This window comes from Ramlibacter ginsenosidimutans, assembly GCF_016654015.1.
Classification (GTDB): Bacteria; Pseudomonadota; Gammaproteobacteria; order Burkholderiales; family Burkholderiaceae_C; genus Ramlibacter; species Ramlibacter ginsenosidimutans.
Genome location: NZ_JAEPWM010000001.1, coordinates 863821 through 881658, shown reverse-complemented (window position 1 = coordinate 881658; position 17838 = coordinate 863821). Strand labels below are relative to the sequence as shown.

General features: G+C 69.1%; 19 protein-coding genes. 9 read left to right on the top strand and 10 right to left on the bottom strand.

Going from position 1 to position 17838, the window contains the following annotated elements; translation table 11 throughout:
* Positions 1 to 5: 5 nt before the first annotated feature.
* Genes gspM through gspG form a run of 7 tightly spaced genes read right to left on the bottom strand, consistent with a single transcriptional unit; the run spans position 6 to position 4731 of the window.
* Entirely contained in the window at positions 6 to 485 is a 480-nt protein-coding gene (gspM, locus tag JJB11_RS04375) for a type II secretion system protein GspM (protein WP_201166664.1), read from the bottom strand.
* Entirely contained in the window at positions 482 to 1690 is a 1209-nt protein-coding gene (gene gspL / locus JJB11_RS04370) for a type II secretion system protein GspL (RefSeq protein WP_201166663.1), read from the bottom strand. Before gspL ends, gspM begins: the two co-directional genes overlap by 4 nt.
* Before the next feature lie 52 nt (positions 1691 to 1742).
* On the bottom strand, positions 1743 to 2726 hold the full coding sequence (gene gspK / locus JJB11_RS04365) for a type II secretion system minor pseudopilin GspK (protein ID WP_201166662.1): 984 nt from the start codon (positions 2724 to 2726) through the stop codon (positions 1743 to 1745).
* Complete coding sequence (locus JJB11_RS04360) at positions 2723 to 3427, bottom strand: prepilin-type N-terminal cleavage/methylation domain-containing protein (RefSeq protein WP_201964589.1); 705 nt, start codon at positions 3425 to 3427, stop codon at positions 2723 to 2725. Before JJB11_RS04360 ends, gspK begins: the two co-directional genes overlap by 4 nt.
* Positions 3427 to 3804 carry a type II secretion system minor pseudopilin GspI gene (gene gspI, locus JJB11_RS04355; RefSeq protein ID WP_201167042.1) on the bottom strand — a complete coding sequence of 126 codons (378 nt, stop codon included), beginning with the start codon at positions 3802 to 3804 and terminating at the stop codon, positions 3427 to 3429. The genes JJB11_RS04360 and gspI overlap by 1 nt, the downstream gene beginning before the upstream one ends.
* Before the next feature lie 56 nt (positions 3805 to 3860).
* Positions 3861 to 4322, bottom strand: coding sequence for a pilus assembly FimT family protein (locus tag JJB11_RS04350; protein WP_201166661.1), 462 nt, complete (start codon positions 4320 to 4322; stop codon positions 3861 to 3863).
* A complete protein-coding gene (gene gspG / locus JJB11_RS04345; protein WP_201166660.1) occupies positions 4297 to 4731 on the bottom strand; it encodes a type II secretion system major pseudopilin GspG in 435 nt (144 codons plus the stop codon). Before gspG ends, JJB11_RS04350 begins: the two co-directional genes overlap by 26 nt.
* A gap of 21 nt (positions 4732 to 4752) precedes the next feature.
* Between gspG and JJB11_RS25900 the strand changes: the two genes are divergently transcribed.
* Positions 4753 to 5421, top strand: coding sequence for a type II secretion system protein N (locus JJB11_RS25900; protein ID WP_201166659.1), 669 nt, complete (start codon positions 4753 to 4755; stop codon positions 5419 to 5421).
* On the opposite strand, the gene ilvA is transcribed toward JJB11_RS25900, so the two are convergent.
* A complete protein-coding gene (gene ilvA / locus JJB11_RS04335; protein WP_201166658.1) occupies positions 5418 to 6980 on the bottom strand; it encodes a threonine ammonia-lyase, biosynthetic in 1563 nt (520 codons plus the stop codon). The two genes, JJB11_RS25900 and ilvA, sit on opposite strands and share 4 nt — an antisense overlap.
* 278 nt (positions 6981 to 7258) lie before the next feature.
* Here ilvA and JJB11_RS04330 point away from each other — a divergent pair, with 278 nt between their 5' ends.
* A complete protein-coding gene (locus JJB11_RS04330; RefSeq protein WP_201166657.1) occupies positions 7259 to 7732 on the top strand; it encodes an OsmC family protein in 474 nt (157 codons plus the stop codon).
* 10 nt (positions 7733 to 7742) lie between these two features.
* On the opposite strand, the gene coq7 is transcribed toward JJB11_RS04330, so the two are convergent.
* A complete protein-coding gene (gene coq7 / locus JJB11_RS04325) occupies positions 7743 to 8360 on the bottom strand; it encodes a 2-polyprenyl-3-methyl-6-methoxy-1,4-benzoquinone monooxygenase (RefSeq protein ID WP_201166656.1) in 618 nt (205 codons plus the stop codon).
* Positions 8361 to 8678: 318 nt separating this feature from the next.
* On the opposite strand from coq7, the gene JJB11_RS04320 reads away from it, so the two are divergent.
* From JJB11_RS04320 to JJB11_RS04290, 7 genes are all read left to right on the top strand, one after another.
* Positions 8679 to 9764: a porin gene (locus JJB11_RS04320; protein WP_201166655.1), complete on the top strand. Its 1086-nt coding sequence runs from the start codon at positions 8679 to 8681 to the stop codon at positions 9762 to 9764.
* A 258-nt stretch (positions 9765 to 10022) separates the two neighbouring features.
* A complete protein-coding gene (locus JJB11_RS04315) occupies positions 10023 to 11003 on the top strand; it encodes an ABC transporter permease (protein WP_201166654.1) in 981 nt (326 codons plus the stop codon).
* Positions 11003 to 12226 (top strand): M20 aminoacylase family protein, encoded by a 1224-nt coding sequence (locus tag JJB11_RS04310; protein WP_201166653.1) that lies wholly within the window; start codon positions 11003 to 11005, stop codon positions 12224 to 12226. The genes JJB11_RS04315 and JJB11_RS04310 overlap by 1 nt, the downstream gene beginning before the upstream one ends.
* A 49-nt stretch (positions 12227 to 12275) precedes the next feature.
* Positions 12276 to 13850 carry an ABC transporter substrate-binding protein gene (locus JJB11_RS04305; protein WP_201166652.1) on the top strand — a complete coding sequence of 525 codons (1575 nt, stop codon included), beginning with the start codon at positions 12276 to 12278 and terminating at the stop codon, positions 13848 to 13850.
* A 74-nt stretch (positions 13851 to 13924) separates the two neighbouring features.
* Positions 13925 to 14836, top strand: coding sequence for an ABC transporter permease (locus JJB11_RS04300; RefSeq protein ID WP_201166651.1), 912 nt, complete (start codon positions 13925 to 13927; stop codon positions 14834 to 14836).
* Positions 14833 to 15810 (top strand): oligopeptide/dipeptide ABC transporter ATP-binding protein, encoded by a 978-nt coding sequence (locus tag JJB11_RS04295; protein ID WP_201166650.1) that lies wholly within the window; start codon positions 14833 to 14835, stop codon positions 15808 to 15810. Before JJB11_RS04300 ends, JJB11_RS04295 begins: the two co-directional genes overlap by 4 nt.
* 128 nt (positions 15811 to 15938) lie before the next feature.
* Complete coding sequence (locus JJB11_RS04290; protein ID WP_201964587.1) at positions 15939 to 16949, top strand: dipeptide ABC transporter ATP-binding protein; 1011 nt, start codon at positions 15939 to 15941, stop codon at positions 16947 to 16949.
* Positions 16950 to 16973: 24 nt separating this feature from the next.
* On the opposite strand, the gene JJB11_RS04285 is transcribed toward JJB11_RS04290, so the two are convergent.
* Positions 16974 to 17822 (bottom strand): MurR/RpiR family transcriptional regulator, encoded by an 849-nt coding sequence (locus JJB11_RS04285; protein WP_201166648.1) that lies wholly within the window; start codon positions 17820 to 17822, stop codon positions 16974 to 16976.
* Positions 17823 to 17838 lie beyond the last annotated feature (16 nt).

The window sequence follows — 17838 nt, the reverse complement described above, 5'->3', positions numbered from 1 at the left end:
GCGGATCAGCGTGCGGGCAGCGCGAGCACGACGCTGCCGTCCCAGCCGCCTCCCGCGTTGCGCGTGAGGTGGGCTTCGCCGGGAATCGCGCGCGCGTTGGTGCGCACCTGTGCGAGCCACTGCGCCAGCGCACCGGCCGGCACGTTGGCCAGCGTGACGGTCACGCGGTCGCCGACGTTGCTGTAGCGCGCATTCGCGCCGAGCTGCTGGCGAACCGCCGCTTCCAGTTGCCGCATGGCCTCGTCCGGGTTCTGGCGAGGCAGCGACTGCATGGCCTTGGCCTGCGCCTGCAGGCGCTGCATGTGCGCGACCTGTGCGTCCAGCGCCCGGTGCTGCGCGTCTGCGGCACGCAGGGTGGAGATCGCCGGGCCCAGCGCAACCCACCAGAGCAGCGCGAGCAGCACGAGCCCGGTGGCGCCCGCCACGAGCGCCCGCTCGCGCGGCGCGAGGCCGTTCCACCACGCGAAGGCGGCCTGCCGGTTCATCGCGCGTCCTCCGCGGCCACCAGCAGCACGGGCCCGTCGGCGCTCGCGCTGTAGCCAAGTGCGTGCAACTGCGTGGAGACGTTGCGCAGTTCGTCGGCCGTCAAGGACAGGCCGGAGGCGCGTAATTGCCCGCTGCTGTATTCCAGCCCGGTGGGTGCGCGGCCCGGCGGCACGGCGACGGCGAGCGCGCCCAGCAACGCATCGAGGTCGCGCGGGGAGGCCGCCCCCGTCTGCTGGCGCAGCGTCGCGACTTCGCGTTCCATCTGCACCGGCGCATCGACGACCACGCGCACCTGCGGGAAGGTGTCACGCAGCGTCCGGCTCACCGTCTCGCGCTGGCTGTCGAGGCTCGCGCGCTCCTTCCACGCGAGTGCGTTCACGCCCACGACATTGACCAGCACCAGCAGCACGGCGCCCCAGCGCGCCGGCCGCCAGGCCGGGCTGCGCAGCACTTCGGTCCAGCCGGTGGCGAGCTTCTTCATCGCCCGGGCGCGCGACGAGCTGGCGAAATCGAATTGCGCCAGGTCCCAGCGGGTGCGCGCGGACAGCACCCAGCGCTGCGCTGCCTGCTGCAGGGTCCACGGACGCGGGATCACTTGTTCCGCAAGCGCCGCCACGGCCGGCTCCGTGAAGCGCGGCGTGTCTTCGGGCGCGGCGGGCAGCAAGGACAGGGCGCTCGCGGCCAGGGGCAGGGCGAGCACGCCTTCGTCGCTGCTGGCCACGAGCGTGGCGTGCTCCGGTTCGCCGATGGCGGAGAAGGCCAGCGGACCTTCCGGTGCGAACTCGGGCACGATGCGCGTCACCGTGCGGCCCGCGCCTTCCAGTGCTTGCAGGGCCTGGCGCAACCACGCACGGTCGCAAGCCGCGACCCAGGCCGGCGCGCCGCCGCGCGCGCCGGGCTCCAGCGCGAGATGCACGGCATCAGGGTCGTCCAGCAACTGCTCTTCCAGCAGGCCTTCGAGGGCGGCGCGCAGTCGCGGCGTGCCGGGCGCCAGGCCCTTGGGCAGCTCGACGCGATGCCAGGACACGGCCTCCACCGGCAGCAAGGCCACGATCTCCGCGCCCGCGCCGCGCGGGACGGGCAGCAGGGCGGCGGGAGCGCGACCGTGGTCGGCCGGCGTGCGGCCGTCCTCGGTCAGGGCGAAACCCCATTCGGTCGCACCGGTGACCGGGCCAGCAGGCAGTGAAACGACAAGCGTACTCATGGACTGCGGCGGATTGTAGGTGCGGGTGGGCGTTGCGGTGGGCGGGCGGCGATCAAGGGGGATTCGTGTTCGCAGCGGCAGGCAGGCCCTGGAAGGCCGTGCGCTCGCGCTGCAGGGTGAGCACGGAGCGGCCGTTGCGCTGGACCAGCGAGCGCTCCTCGACCACGACGTCGCCATCCATGCGCAGCCGGCCGCGCACCTCGAAGTAGTTCGTGTCGACCGACGCCCCGGTGGCGTCGAACCTGGCGGCCTGCACGATCTTCGCCGGGTCGGTGATCGCGCGGAAGTGTTGCTGCTCGCGCGCGGTCACCAGCGTCTTCGCATCGGCCAGGCTGAGGTCGCGGCCCACCGCGTAGATCACTTCGGCCGGCGCGGTGTTCAGGTTCACCCGCGTGGAGGCCGAAGGCAGGATGGTCACGTAGGGCGCAAGCGCCACGATCACGTCCTTGGGCACGCCCAGCCAGGCGAGCTGCTCGATGCGCTGCGGCATCAAGGGCGCGAGCGAGGCGTTGCGGTTGTCGACGCTGATGTCGGCGGCAAAGCGCAGGTTCTCGGCCAGCTTCGCGAGCTCCGTCTGCGGCAGCCCGAGCACGTCGAACAGCCGGCCGAAGGTCAGCATCCAGGCCTGGTTGATCGAGCCGGCCTGGACCAGGCACGCGAGGTTGAGCTTGGCCTGCTGGTCGGTGATTTCGCCCGACAGGAACACGTCATCCGCGTCGCTGGCCGCCGCGTCCATCGTGTTGTTCTGGTCGGCGGCGAGGAAGGTGGACAGGCGTGCTTCCTTCAGCGGCACCGCCCAGGGCTCCGACAGGTAGTCGGTGCGGTCCGAGTTGAAGTCCTCGCGCAGGATCAGCCGGGCCCAGTCGAGCGCGCCGGTGAGGATCCAGCCCGCCTGCACGCGGCTGCGGTCCGCGGTCTCGATTTCCACGCTGCGCCACTGGCGCCACAGCGCGGCTGCGGCGAAGCTCGCCACCAGCGTGACCGTGAGCATGGCCACGAGCAGCGCGGCCCCGGCTTGGCGTCGATGCAGCTTCATGGCGTGAGCGTCGGGCGCATCCAGTCGCGCAGCAGTTGTCCCGACAAGGCCTGTCCCGGCGGGATCTGCAGGATCAGGCGAACGCCGTCGGGCAGGGTGCCGGCCGATGGCGTGGCGGCAGTCGTCTTCGACACGACCGCCGCCGTGGTGCTGCTGTCCATGCCGGTGCCGGCGAGTGCACCGGAGCTGCCCGCATCGGTCGACTGCGGATTGGTCCAGGCGTTCTCGCGGAAGTAGAAGACCTGCCAGTCCGCCAGCGGCGTGATCGCCACTTCGTGCTGGCGCATCGCGTCGCTCGGGGCCTGCGCCCATCGGTCGGCCTCGGCCCACGCGCCATCCAGCTCGCCGCGGGTGGTGATCGGGTTGGATTCCCAGCGGCGCCACTGCCCGTCGCGCAGCGCCCAGCCGACGACGCGAATGCCGTCGCCCGCAGCCATGCTGCTGTGGCGGGTCAGGCGCAGCACGCGGCCGTTCCACTGCAGCCCGGGTGTGGGCGGAAACGTGGTGATCGCATCGAGGTCGGCGGTCCATTGAGCCAGCCCCGTCTGCAAGGCCAGCACCTGGTCGGAGTGGGCTTCGGTCTGCTGGCGCGCCTTCATCATGCCGTCCAGCCCGCGCCAGCTGAGAGCCGCGAGCAAGGCCAGGACGAACAGGGCGACCAGCAGTTCGACCAGCGTGAAGCCGCGTGCGCGCCGCATCATCAGTAGCGCCCCATCACCGTGGACAGACGCAGGACGGAATAAGGGCCTGCGAAGACCTGCGCGTCGACGCGGCGGAAGTTGGGGTTCGGCGTCGGCGAGACCTTCAGGCGCACGAGGAACGCCTGTCCGGCCTCCTCGCAGGCCTGGTCGCTGTCGCCCACGGAAGGCAGCTGCCGCGAGAGCTTGATGCGCACCAGTTCGTTTTCCGCGCACATGTGGGCGAGCAGCACGTCCGACTGCCGCTGCGCGTTGCTGGTGAGCGCGGCACTCGCCTTGAGGCCGGCAACGAGCGCGATCGCGACGATGCCCAGGGCGACCAGCACCTCCACGAGGGTGAAGCCGCGGCTGCGCCGGCGGGGAGTGCGCACCGGTCTCATTGCAGTACCTTCGTGCTGCGCACTGCGGTATTCGCCCTTGGGACGGCCCGGCGGGCTCATGGCTGCTCCGTGCTGACGGCGAAGGGACGCAGGCCGTCGGTGGCGACGCGCACGGCGTGGTCGGGGTGGTCTGCGCTGGCCAGCACCACGGACTGCGGCCCGATCACGGGATCGGGGCCCAGCACCAGCACGCGCCCGCCGACCACCTGCGTGTCGTCCTGCAGCCATTCGTGCGGCAGCGCTTCGCGGGGCAGGCCTTCGAAATGGAAGCCGTGTTCGTCGGCGACCCAGCGCACCGGTTGCCCGCTCAGGCGCGAGCGGGCCCGCGCCGATTCGAGCAGCGCGCTCAGGCGTTGCGCCTCGCGGTCCAGCGAAGCGCTGCTGCCGTCGCGCAGGGCGAAGGCCACGCCGGCCGAGGCGATCGCGATGATCGCGACCACGACCAGCAGCTCGATCAGCGTGAAGCCGGCGGCGCGCAGGCCGCGGCGGCGCTTATTGCCAGGAGCCGATGTCCGCATTCTTGCCCTCGCCACCCGACTGGCCGTCGGCGCCGAAGGACATCACATCGACCTCGCCCTTCACGCCGGGGTTGAGGTACTGATAGGGGTGGCCCCAGGGATCCGTGGGCAGCTTGTCCAGGTAAGGTTTCCAGTTGGGCGGGGTGGGCGGGGCGGTCGGCTTGGTCACCAGCGACTGCAGGCCCTGTTCGCTCGTGGGGTAGCGCTGGTTGTCGAGCTTGTACAGCTTGAGCGCCTGCATCAGGTTGTTGACGTCGGTGCGGGCGGCGGTGACCCGCGCGTCTTCCGCGCGTTCCAGCACGTTGGGGACGATGAGGGCCGCGAGCACACCGATGATGACCAGCACCACCATCAGTTCGATGAGCGTGAAGCCGCGCGCTCGGCGGCGGGAGGAGGGGATCGATCGCATCGGTTCCATGATAATCGCCCCATGTTGACTTCCATTCCGGCTGCCTGGACCGTGCGTGGCGCGAGCTTCGCGCTCTGGGCGCTCGCCGGGGCCAGCGCCGTGGCGTGGGGTCTCAAGCTCAGCGGCAACCCTTACGCCGTCACGGTGCCGCCGTCGCCCGCGCGCCAGGTCGCGGCGGTGGACCCGGCCGCGCTCGCGCGCTTGCTCGGCGGCACACCGGCCGCCACCGGCGCGCCGATGACGGCGCCCAGCCTCGCCAGCCGCTTCCAGCTGCTAGGCGTCGCGGCCGGCGCGCACTCGGGCCGCGGTGCGGCCGTGATCTCCGTCGACGGCAAGCCGGCGCGGTCCTATCGCGTCGGCGCCACGCTGGAAGAAGGCATCGTGCTGCAGGCCGTCCACGGCCGCGAGGCCGAGCTGGGCGCGCCGGGGCGCAACGAACCGCTGGTGGTGCTGCAAGTGCCGGCGCTGAAGATGGAGTCCGTGCAGGCCGGCACGACCGCGACCGGGTCCGCGCCCGCGGCCCCGGCGTTCTCCGCGCCGGCCGCTCCAGTCTTCGCCCCGCCGGCTGAAGCACCGGCCGCTCCGTCCCTCGCCGCGCCAGCCAGCGAGCCCACGCCTGCGGCCTCCAACGCGCCCACCGTCCCGCCCGGCACGGCGCCCGTGCTCTCGCCGCGCGCTCGGGGCGGTTAGCCGGCGGACGCGCCAGGGGCGCGCAGGAACAGCCGGTACACGGGGTTCCCGGTCTCTTCCACGCAGGGATAGCCGAGCGCGTCGAGGAAGGCCTGGAAGGCCTTGTCTTCGCTCTTGGGCACCTGCAGGCCGACCAGGATGCGACCGTAGTCCGCGCCCTGGTTGCGGTAGTGGAACAGCGAGATGTTCCAGTTGGGCCGCATGTTCGAGAGGAATTTCATCAGCGCGCCGGGCCGCTCCGGAAAGATGAAGCGCAGCAGGCGCTCGTCGCCGGCCAGCGGCGACGGCCCGCCGACCATGTGGCGGATGTGCTCCTTGGCGAGCTCGTCGTGCGTGAGGTCCAGCGCCTCGAAGCCGTGCCGCGTGAAGTTGGCCGCGATGCGCGCCGACTCGCCCTTGCCGTGCGTGGTGAGGCCGACGAACACGTGGGCCTGCTGCGCGTCGCTGATGCGGTAGTTGAACTCGGTGACGTTGCGCGGGCCGCCGGGCAGCGTGCCTATCAACTCGCAGAAGCGCCGGAAGCTGCCGCGTTCCTCGGGGATCGTCACGGCGAACAGGGCCTCCCGTTCCTCGCCGACCTCGGCGCGCTCGGCGACGAAGCGCAGGCGGTCGAAATTCATGTTCGCGCCGCACAGGATGGCCGCATAGGTCTCGCCGCGCGTGCGGTGTTCGGCCACGTACTGCTTGATCGCGGCGACCGCCAGCGCACCCGCCGGCTCCACGATGCTGCGCGTGTCGACGAAGACGTCCTTGATCGCGGCGCAGACGGCGTCGGTGTCGACCAGCATGAACTCGTCGACCAGCTGGCTGGCGATGCGGAAGGTCTCCTCGCCGACCAGCTTCACCGCCGTTCCGTCCGAAAACAGGCCCACGTCGCCCAGCGTCACGCGCTTCCTGGCGGCGACCGAGCGCGCCATGGCGTCCGAATCGCTCATCTGCACCCCGATCACCTTCACCTCGGGTCGCACCGACTTGATGTAGCTGGCCACGCCGGAGATCAGGCCGCCGCCGCCGATGGCGACGAAAACGGCGTCGAGCGGGCCCTGGTGCTGGCGCAGGATCTCCATGGCGATCGTGCCCTGGCCGGCGATCACGTCCGGATCATCGAAGGGATGCACGAAGGTGAGCTGGTCGCGCTCGCACAAGGCGTTGGCGTGTTCCGCGGCATCGGAATAGCTGTCGCCGTGCAGCACGACCTCGCCGCCGAGCGCCTTCACCGCTTCGACCTTCACCTGCGGCGTGGTGATCGGCATCACGATCACCGCCCGCGCGCCCATCTTGTGCGCGGCCAGCGCCACGCCCTGCGCGTGGTTGCCGGCCGAGGCGCAGATCACGCCGCGCTGCAGCTGCTCGGGCGTGAGGTGCGCCATCTTGTTGTAGGCGCCGCGCAGCTTGAAGCTGAAGACCGGCTGCTGGTCCTCGCGCTTGAGGAGCACCTTGTTGTGCAGGCGACGGCTGAGGTTGCGGGCAGGCTCGAGCGCGGACTCGACCGCCACGTCGTAGACGCGCGCCGTGAGGATCTTCTTGAGGTAGTCCTCCGGCTGCAGGTGTTTTTTCATGACCCGGCAATCATAAGGAGCGCCGCCGTGGCGGCTCCGAAGTAAGAAAAAAGCCTCCGGTTCTTGCGAGCCGGAGGCTAAATCCACCAAAGGAGGGTGGAGGAGACAACTGGTGCGGCCGGCCCGCGCGAGGTGCGGCTACCGGTGGGTGCGTAGCGGAATCGCTATGCTGTGAGGGCAGTATAGCGGGCTCTTTGCTGCATTGCACAAGCCCTGCCCGCGGTGGTGTCGCATTCGTGGCACGCGACGTCAGGGTGGTGACAGAACGAGGACGAAAGATGGAATGCACAGTGACGTGGACCGGTGCTGCCGGCACGCGATCGGGGATGGGATTCGTGGCGGAGACCGGCAGTGGCCACGTGCTTGCCATGGACGGTGCGCCCGATGAAGCGCGCCCGGAAAACGGCGGCCGCAACCTGGCGCCCCGGCCGATGGAGACGGTGCTCGCGGGCACCGGCGGGTGCACCGCCTACGACGTGGTGCTGATCCTGAAGCGGGGCCGCCACGACGTCCGGGGCTGCTCCGTGCAGCTTACGGCGGAACGCGCGACGAGCGACCCGAAGGTGTTCACGAAGATCCACATGCACTTCACCGTCCGCGGCCGCAAGCTGCAGGCGCCCGCCGTGGAGCGCGCCATCGCCATGAGCCACGAGAAGTACTGCTCGGCGAGTGCGATGCTCGCCAAGACGGCGGAGATGACGACCAGCTTCGATCTGATCGAAGACGACCGGGCGGGCCAGGACGCAGCCTGAGAGGCCCGGTTCAGATGTAGTGCGCCGTGGTGGTCATCACCTTGGCCGCGGCACGCATGGCGGCCTTGACGGGTGCCGGCAGGTTCACCGCGCCGGCCGCCTGCGCCTGGTCCGCGTGCGCGGCTTCATCGGCCTTCATCTGCGCGACGATGGCGCGCGACGCGTGGTCCCCCGCGGGCAGGCGATCGAGATGCCCCTGCAGGTGCGCTTCCACCTGCCGCTCGGTCTCGACGATGAAACCCAGGCTCACGCGATCGCCCAGGCGTCCGGCGACCAGTCCGATCGCGAAAGCGCCCGCATACCAGAGCGGGTTCAACACGGAAGGCCGCGCGCCGAGTTCGTCCAGCCGCGCCTGCGTCCACGCGAGGTGGTCCGTCTCTTCGCGCGCGGCGCGTTCCATGGAAGCGCGCAGTGCATCGTCGCGCGTCGCCAGCGCCTGCGCCGTGTAGAGCGCCTGCGCGCAGATTTCACCCACGTGGTTCACGCGCATGAGGGCGGCCGCGTGGCTGCGCTCCTGCGCCCCGAGGTGCGTCGCCTCCGCTGGAACCACCGGACACGCACGCGTGCCGCGCGGCTTGGCAAAGAGGGTGCGAAGCGCCTGGTCGCAGGCGCCGAGGAAGCGGTCCATCGCCTGAGTTTACGAGCCCCTATCGCGCTCGGGGCGCGCGCGCATCGCCGTGGGATGTGCACGTTGCGCTTTTTGGTATGCGAAATGAAACGAATCTCTGTTGCGCCGGTTCCACTCAGCTTTGGCAGTCATGTTGGCCCGTCGCAACGAAACGCGTCTTTACGGGCTAAATACTTTGCCCACGCCGAGGCGCTCTGGTGGAATAGCAACAACTTCCCAAAAGGAGGTTGGCCCGGGGATCCGGTGGGAACGCGAGCGTGCCTGCAATCGAAGACCCATACGCACCGGAGCCCTATGTTTAACCTTGGAGAAACTTGCATGAAAAAGTCCCTGATTGCGCTGGCCGCGCTGGCTGCCGCTGGTGTGGCTTCCGCCCAGTCGTCGGTCACCCTGTTCGGTATCGTCGACGTCAACTACGCGCACTACAGCGTGAATGGCGGCAGCCACCTGAACGTGCTGACCAACTCCGGCTACAACAGCGCGCGCCTTGGCTTCCGTGGCACGGAAGACCTGGGTGGCGGCCTGGCTGCTTCCTTCTGGCTGGAAGGTTCGCTGGCTCCTGACAACGGCAACGCCGCCGGTCAGACCTGGCAGCGTCGTTCCACCGTCAGCCTGTCGGGCAACTTCGGTGAACTGCGCCTGGGCCGTGACTATGTCCCGACCTTCTGGAACCTGACCGTGTTCGATCCGTTCGGCACGAACGGCGTGGGCACCAACATCACCCTGAAGGCCAAGACCGGCGCCGCCGTCGCCGCCGCTGGTGGCACGCCTGGCGCGTCCGTCGCCGTGGACGCTGTCCGTTCGGACAACATGGTGCAGTACTTCCTGCCCGCGAACCTGGGCGGCTTCTACGGCCAGGCCAGCTACGCGTTCGACGAGCGCACCCAGGACAACTTCGGTGAGTACTGGGGCGGCCGCCTCGGCTACGCCGCTGGCCCGTTCAACGTCGCTGTCGCTGTCGGCAAGGTCAAGGCCGGCAACCCGGCTGCTGTCGGCACGCCCGGCGTCAAGACCTGGAACATCGGTGGCCAGTGGGACTTCGGCATGGCCAAGCTCCTCGCCATGTATGACAACACCAAGGTGGACGTCGGCGGTGGTACCGAACCCGACCTGAAGTCCTGGCTGATCGGCGGCCTGATCCCCGTCGGCGCCGGCGAAGTGCGCATCTCCTACGGCGCCTCCAAGCTGGACAACACCGGCGCGAACGAGCCCAAGGCTGACCAGTGGGCCCTCGGCTACGTGCACAACCTGTCCAAGCGCACGGCCCTGTACGCCACGTACGCTCACCTGAAGAACAAGGACGGCGCCGCGCTGCCGATCTCCCAGTCGCTGCCGCAGGGCATCAATGGCGTGGCCAACGCCTCGAGCACCGGCTTCGACCTGGGCATTCGCCACAGCTTCTGATTTTCGAAGCGGCCGCAAGGCCGCTGCAGGAAACAAGAAACTTGAAAAGCCGCCTTCGGGCGGCTTTTTTTCGGCCCGTGTGCGGCTGGCGACTCTTCGCATGCATGCAGCGCGACCTCGGCGCTCGCAGCATTGCGCTCGTCCGCATGCTTCGCGTCGCGCGCGCCGGTGCCGCAGTGGCTGCGTCAAGGAAACCCCCCGTGCGGGCACACGGATTGCTCTGCTAGCATCCACAGCCCCTCAAGCGCGTTTGAACGAATGTTTGCCTTCATCGTGCGCCGCCTGCTCCAGGCCATCGTGGTCATGGTGGTGGTCGCATACATCGCCTTCCTGTTGTTCCAGTACGTGGGTGACCCCGTCGTGTTCCTTCTCGGGCAGGACGCGAAGCCCGCGCAGATCCGCGAGCTGCGCTCCTCGCTGGGGCTGGACCAGCCTTTCTTCGTGCAGTTCTGGCATTTCCTGGTGAATGCGGTGCAGGGCGAGTTCGGCCTCAGCCTGCGCCAGGGTGCCAAGGTGTCGCGCCTGATCGGCGAACGCTTCCCCGCGACCTTCGAGCTGTCGCTCGTCGCGGCCGTGCTCGCGCTCGTGCTCGGCGTGCCGATGGGCGTCTACGCCGCGCTGCGCCGCGGAACGTTCACGAGCCAGGTGTTCATGACGCTCTCGCTGCTCGGCGTGTCGCTGCCCACGTTCCTGATCGGGATCCTGCTGATCCTGGTGTTCTCGGTGACGCTCGGCTGGTTCCCCAGTTTCGGACGCGGCGAGACCGTGCAGATCGGCTGGTGGAGCACCGGCCTGCTCACGCGCGACGGCTGGCACCACCTGGTGTTGCCGGCGCTCACGCTCGCGATCTTCCAGCTCACGCTGGTCATGCGGCTCGTGCGCGCGGAGATGCTGGAGGTGCTGCGCACCGACTACATCAAGTTCGCCCGCGCGCGTGGCCTGTCGAACCGGGCGATCCATTTCGGCCATGCCCTGAAGAACACGCTGGTGCCCGTGATGACCATCACCGGCCTGCAGCTCGGCGGGCTCATCGCGTTCGCGATCATCACCGAGACCGTGTTCCAGTGGCCCGGCATGGGGCTGCTGTTCATCCAGGCCGTGACCTTCGCGGACATCCCGGTGATGGCGGCCTACCTGTGCCTGATCGCGCTGATCTTCGTCGTGATCAACCTGGTGGTGGACCTGCTTTACTTCGTGGTGGACCCGCGCCTGCGCGTCTCTTCCGCGGGAGGACACTGATGCTTGCACCCGCCGCCAACCCGCGGCTCGCGCACGCGCGCGCGTTCGCGCAGATCGCGCAATTCCACCCCGAGCTCACTGCCTTCCGGCGCGACCTGCACGCCCACCCGGAGCTGGGATTCGAGGAGGTCTACACCGCGGGGCGCGTGCAGGAGGCGCTGCGGCTGTGCGGCGTCGACGAAGTGCACGCCGGCATCGGCCGCACCGGAGTGGTCGGCGTGATCCGCGGCCGCGCGAATACCTCGCGCCGCATGATCGGCCTGCGCGCGGACATGGACGCGCTCACCATGACCGAGCACAACGAGTTCCCCTGGAAGTCCACCCGCAACGGCATGATGCACGGCTGCGGCCATGACGGGCACGTGGCGATGCTGGTGGGCGCCGCACGCTATCTCGCCGAGACGCGCAATTTCGATGGCACCGCCGTCCTGATCTTCCAGCCCGGCGAAGAAGGCTTCGCCGGTGCCAAGGCCATGATCGAGGACGGCCTGTTCCAGCGCTTTCCTGTCGAGTCGGTCTACGCGATGCACAACTGGCCGGGGCTCAAGCCCGGCTGCTTCGGCATCCGCCAGCACGCCATGATGGCCGCGGCCGATCGCGTCACCATCGAGATCACCGGCAAGGGCGGCCATGGTGCGCATCCGTATCTCGCAGTCGATCCCGTCGTGGTCGCGGCGCACATCATCACCGCGGTGCAGAGCATCGTCTCGCGCAACGTGCGGGCGGTCGACGGGGCCGTGATCAGCCTCTGTGCGATGGAGGCCGGCGACCTGCACGCGATGAGCGTCATCCCCGGCAAGGCGACCCTGGTCGGCACCGTGCGCACCTTCAGCGCCGACGTCCAGGACCTGGTCGAGAAGCGGCTGCACGAGCTGTGCGCTGCCGTGGCCCTCGGCTTCGGCGCCAGCGCCACCGTGCATTACGAGCGCATCTACCCGGCGACCATCAACACGCCGCGCGAAACAGAATTTGCCGCGAACGTCGCGGAGTCCCTGGTCGGGCCGGACAACGTCGTGCGCAACATGGACCCCAGCATGGGCGCCGAGGACTTCTCGTTCATGCTGCAGGTCAAGCCGGGCGCCTACCTGCGGATCGGCCAGGGCGGCGAAGGCAGCTGCATGCTGCACATGACCCGCTACGACTTCAACGACGACATCCTCCCGCTCGGCTCGGCGCTGCATGCCAGCCTGGTGGAGCAGGGACTGCCGCTGGCCGCCGGCTGATCCCGCCTCGCTTTCTCACCCTGGGCAACAACCACAAGGAGTTTCCGACATGCAACTGAAGACCCGACTCATCGCGGTCGCGACCTTCGCTGTCGCGGCAGCCGCCGCGCAAGCGCAGACGGTCCGCATCGCCAACCAGGGCGACGCGCTGTCCATGGACCCGCACTCGCTGAACGAGTCGCTGCAGCTGTCCGTCGACGGAAACGTGTACGAACCCCTGGTCGGCCGCAACAAGGACCTGAGCCTGGCGCCCGCGCTGGCCACCTCGTGGAAGCAGACCTCGCCCACGGTGTGGCGCTTCGAGCTGCGCAAGGGCGTGCAGTTCCACGACGGCAAGCCGTTCACCGCCGACGACGTGGTGTTCTCGTTCCAGCGCGCCGGCGGCGAAGGCTCGGACATGAAGGCCAACGTCAACGACATCAAGGAAGTGCGCAAGATCAACGACCACGTGGTCGAGATCGAGACCAAGTCGCCCTTCCCCATCCTGCCGAGCCAGCTCACCACTACCTACATCCTGAGCAAGAAGTGGTGCGAGGAGAACCAGGCGACCCGCCCGGTCGACCGCCGCAAGGGCATCGAGAACGCCGCGTCCTTCCGCGCCAACGGCACGGGCCCGTTCCGCCTGCGCGAGCGCCAGCCCAACGTGCGCACGACCTTCGTGCGCAACGGCAACTACTGGGGCACCATCGACGGCAACGTGCAGGAGGTGATCTTCACCCCGATCGGCAACGACGCCACCCGCGTCGCGGCGCTGCTCTCCGGCGAGGTCGACGTGATGGAGCCGGTGCCCGTGCAGGACATCGAACGCATCAACGCCTCGTCCAACGCCAGGGTGCTGGTCGGCCCCGAGCTGCGCACCATCTTCCTGGGCATGGACCAGAAGCGCGACGAGCTGCTGTACTCCAACGTGAAGGGCAGGAACCCCTTCAAGGACAAGCGCGTGCGCCAGGCCTTCTACCAGGCCATCGACATCGACGGCATCCAGAAGAACGTGATGCGCGGCGCCTCCAAGCCGACCGCGCTGATGATCGGCCCCGGCGTGCACGGCTTCGACCCGGCGATGAACAAGCGCCTGCCGTACGACCCCGAGGCGTCCAAGAAGCTGCTGGCCGAAGCGGGCTACCCGAACGGCTTCGAGGTGACCATGAACTGCCCGAACGATCGCTACGTGAACGACGCGCGGATCTGCCAGGCCGTGGCCGCCAACCTGGCGCGCGTGGGCGTGAAGATCAACCTGGCCGCCGAGACCAAGGGCACCTACTTCCCCAAGGTGCTGCGCCGGGACACGAGCTTCTACATGCTGGGCTGGACGCCTTCCACCTACGACGCGCATGACGCGCTGAACTCGCTGATGGCTTGCCCCGACGATTCCGGCGCCGGCCAGTTCAACCTGGGCGCGTATTGCAACCCGGCGCAGACCAAGCTGACCAAGCAGATCCAGTCCGAGACCGACCAGGCCAAGCGCGACGCGATGATCAAGGAAGCCATGAAGATCCACCAGGACGACATCGGCCACCTGCCGCTGCACCAGCAGGCGCTGGCCTGGGGTATCAGCAAGAAGGTCGACATCACGCAGCGGGCGGACAACTACATGCCCTTCAAGTGGATCAGCATCAAGAAGTGATCCGCTCCACCGCCGCGGGCGGCACCGCCAGCCGGCGCTTCCCGCGGCCCGCGTCGCCTGCCTGAGTTCCCGCCATGAAAGCAGCCTTGAAGCGCTGGGCCGACAGCGATGTCGGCTACAGCTTCCGCACCTCGCCCGTCGCTATCGCGGCGGCGGTGATCGCGTTCGTGTGCATCTTCTGCGCGGTGTTCGCGCAGTGGCTGGCGCCGCACAACCCGTTCGACATCGCCACGCTGGAGCTCGGTGACGCGCAACTGCCGCCGGCGTGGCTCCCGCGCGGCAGCAGCAAGTACCTGCTGGGCACCGACGACCAGGGCCGCGACATCCTCTCCGTGCTGATGTACGGCGCGCGTGTGTCGCTGGTGGTGGGCGTCGTGTCGGTGCTGCTGTCCGTGGTGATCGGCGTGGCGCTCGGACTGCTGGCCGGTTATGTCGGCGGCTGGGTCGACGCCTTCCTCATGCGCCTGTGCGACGTGATGCTCAGCTTCCCCGCCATCCTGATCGCGCTGCTGATCTCCGGTGTCGGGCGCGCGCTGTTCCCCAACGCGCCGAACACAGTCGCCTTCGGCGTGCTGATCCTGGCGATCACGCTCACGTTCTGGGTGCAGTACGCGCGCACGGTGCGCGGCTCCACGATGGTGGAGCGCAACCGGGAATACGTGCAGGCGGCGCGCGTGACCGGCGTGCCCATGCTGCGCATCATGCGCAAGCACGTGCTGCCCAACGTGATGGGCCCGGTGCTCGTGCTCGCGACCATCCAGGTCGCCACCGCCATCATCACCGAGGCCACGCTGTCCTACCTCGGCGTGGGCGTGCCGCCCACCCAACCTTCGCTCGGCACCCTGATCCGCAACGGCAACGACTTCCTGATGTCGGGCGAGTGGTGGATCGCGGTGTTCCCCGGGGTCATGCTGATCCTGATCGCGCTGTCCGTGAACCTGCTGGGCGACTGGCTTCGCGACGCGCTCAATCCGAGACTGCGGTGAGCCTGCTCCAGGTCCAGAACCTCGTCGTCGAATTCCCTTCGCGCCGCGGCACGCTGCGCGCGCTCGACGACATCTCCTTCGAGATCGCGCCCGGCGAAGTGCTGGGCGTGGTCGGCGAGTCCGGCGCGGGCAAGTCGCTCACCGGCGCGTCCATCATCGGCCTGCTGGAGCCGCCCGGGCGCATCGCTTCGGGCCAGGTGCTGCTGGAGGGCCGCCGCATCGACAACCTCGCGTACGAGCAGATGCGGCACATCCGCGGTCGCAAGATCGGCGCGATCTTCCAGGACCCGCTCACGTCGCTCAACCCGCTGTACACCATCGGCCGCCAGCTCGTCGAGACGATCCAGGCGCACCTGCCCGTGGATGCGGCCGAAGCGCGCCGCCGCGCCATCGGCCTGCTGGAGGACACCGGCATTCCGGGGGCCGCGCAGCGGATCGACCACTATCCGCACCAGTTCTCCGGCGGCATGCGGCAGCGCGTGGTGATCGCGCTGGCGCTGGCGGCCGAGCCCAAGCTGATCGTCGCGGACGAGCCGACCACGGCGCTCGACGTGTCCATCCAGGCGCAGATCATCCAGCTGCTCAAGCGCATCTGCCGCGACCGCGGCGCGGCCGTCATGCTCATCACGCACGACATGGGCGTGATCGCCGAGACCTGCGACCGCGTGGCGGTGATGTACGCGGGCCGCATCGCGGAGATCGGCCCGGTGCACGAGGTGATCAACACCCCGGCGCATCCCTACACCTCGGGCCTGATGGCCTCGATTCCCGACATGCAGATCGACCGAGAGCGCCTGAACCAGATCGACGGGGCCATGCCGCGCCTGAACGCGATCCCGCCCGGGTGCGCCTACAACCCGCGCTGCCCGCGTGCCTTCGCGCGCTGCACGCGCGAACGGCCGGACCTGCTGAATGCGGGCGCCACGCGCGCAGCCTGCTGGCTGCACGACGCCAACGGGGAGCTGCCGGGATGAACACGATCGCGGGCAGCCCTCACCCCAACCCTCTCCCGCAGGCGGGAGACGGAGCGAACTCCCCCTTCTCTTCACGCCCGGGCGAGGGCTCCTCTTCACTCCCTCTTCCCGCCGGGGAGAGGGCAGGGGTGAGGGGCGATCCCAGCGCGCAGCCTCTCGTCCAGGCCATCGATCTGGCCAAGACCTTCGACGTCTCCCCGCCCTGGCTCAACCGCGTCCTGGAGCGCAAGCCGCGCGTGCTGCTGCATGCGGTCGACGGCGTGAGCTTCGAGATCCGCAAGGGCGAGACGCTGGCGCTGGTCGGCGAATCGGGCTGCGGCAAGAGCACGGTCGCGCGGCTGCTGGTGGGCTTGTACGAGCCCACGCGCGGCAGCTTCGTGTTCGACGGGCAGGACGCCCACGCGGCCTACCAGTCGCGCGAGCGGCAGCAGCTGCGCCGGCGCATCCAGATGATCTTCCAGGACCCGTACGCGAGCCTGAACCCGCGCTGGATCGTGGAGGACATCGTTGCCGAGCCGCTGCAGGAGCACGGGCTCATCGCCGCGGCCTCGGATCGCAAGCAGCGCGTGGCCGAATTGCTGCAGTCCGTCGGCCTGAGCGCGCAGGACATGGCGAAGTACCCGCACCAGTTCTCGGGCGGCCAGCGCCAGCGCATCTCCATCGCGCGCGCGCTCGCCACGCATCCGGAATTCCTGGTGTGCGACGAGCCGACCTCGGCCCTGGACGTCAGCGTGCAGGCCCAGGTCCTGAACATCATGAAAGACCTGCAGCGCCAGCGCGGTCTCACCTACCTGTTCATCTCGCACAACCTCGCCGTCGTGCGGCACGTGAGCGACCAGGTCGGCGTGATGTACCTCGGGCGCATCGTGGAGCTCGCGGGCAAGCACCAGCTGTTCGGGCAGCCGCAGCACCCATACACGCGCATGCTGCTGGATGCGATCCCGAAGATGCACGACACGGGCCGCGCGCGCACGCCGGTGCAGGGCGAGGTGCCCAACCCGCTGAATCCGCCGAGCGGCTGCACGTTCAATCCGCGCTGCCCCCACGCCAACGAGCGGTGCCGCGCCGAGCGGCCGGCCCTGCTGGAAATCCGGGGCGTGCGCGTCGCCTGCCACGCGGTGGAAGAGGGACGCATCTAGCACGCCGGCCCGGCGCAGCGCCGTTCAGGCGTAACGCTTGGTCCGCAGGTTGTTCTTCATCTCGCGCAACAGCGGCTGCAGCCGGCCGCCGCCGATGCGCAGCGCCACGGTGGTGGCGAGCACGTCGATGATCATGAGGTGCAACAGCCGCGAGACCATCGGGCTGTAGCGGTCGTAGCCTTCCGGGTGGTCGGCCGCGAGGTGGATGTGCCCGGCCGTTGCGAGCGGCGAGCCCGTGGCCGTGATGACGATCGTCGTCGCGCCATTGCGCTTCGCGATGTCGCAGGCGTCCATGAGGTCGCGCGTGCGGCCCGAATTCGATACCACGACGACGCAGTCGCCTGGACCGAGCAGCGTTGCGCTCATCACCTGCATGTGACCGTCGCTGTACGAGATGGTGTTCACGCCCAGGCGGAAGAACTTGTGCTGGGCATCGAGTGCGACGACGCCGGAGTTGCCGGCGCCGTAGAACTCGATGCGCCGCCCGGTCTTGTAGGTCGACGCGAGCGCTTCGGCGGCGCGCTCGATCGCGAAGGTGGATGCGTCGTTGCGGTACTTCAGGAAGGCTGCGACGGCGTTGTCGATCACCTTCACCAGCACGTCGGCGGTCTTGTCGTCCGGATCCACGCTGCGATGGATGAAGGGCACGCCTTCGCTCACCGTGCCGGCGAGCTTGAGCTTGAAGTCGGACAGCCCGTCGTAGCCCATGCTGCGGCAGAAGCGGACCACCGTGGGCTTGCTGACGTGCGCGCGGTCGGCCAGCTCGGTGACCGGCAGGTTGGCGAAGGCGCGCGGATCGCCCAGCACCAGCCGGGCGACGCGCTGCTCCGCCGGCGCCAGCGACGGCATCGAGGCCTTGATGCGGTCTAGCATGCGTGCCCCGCGGAAA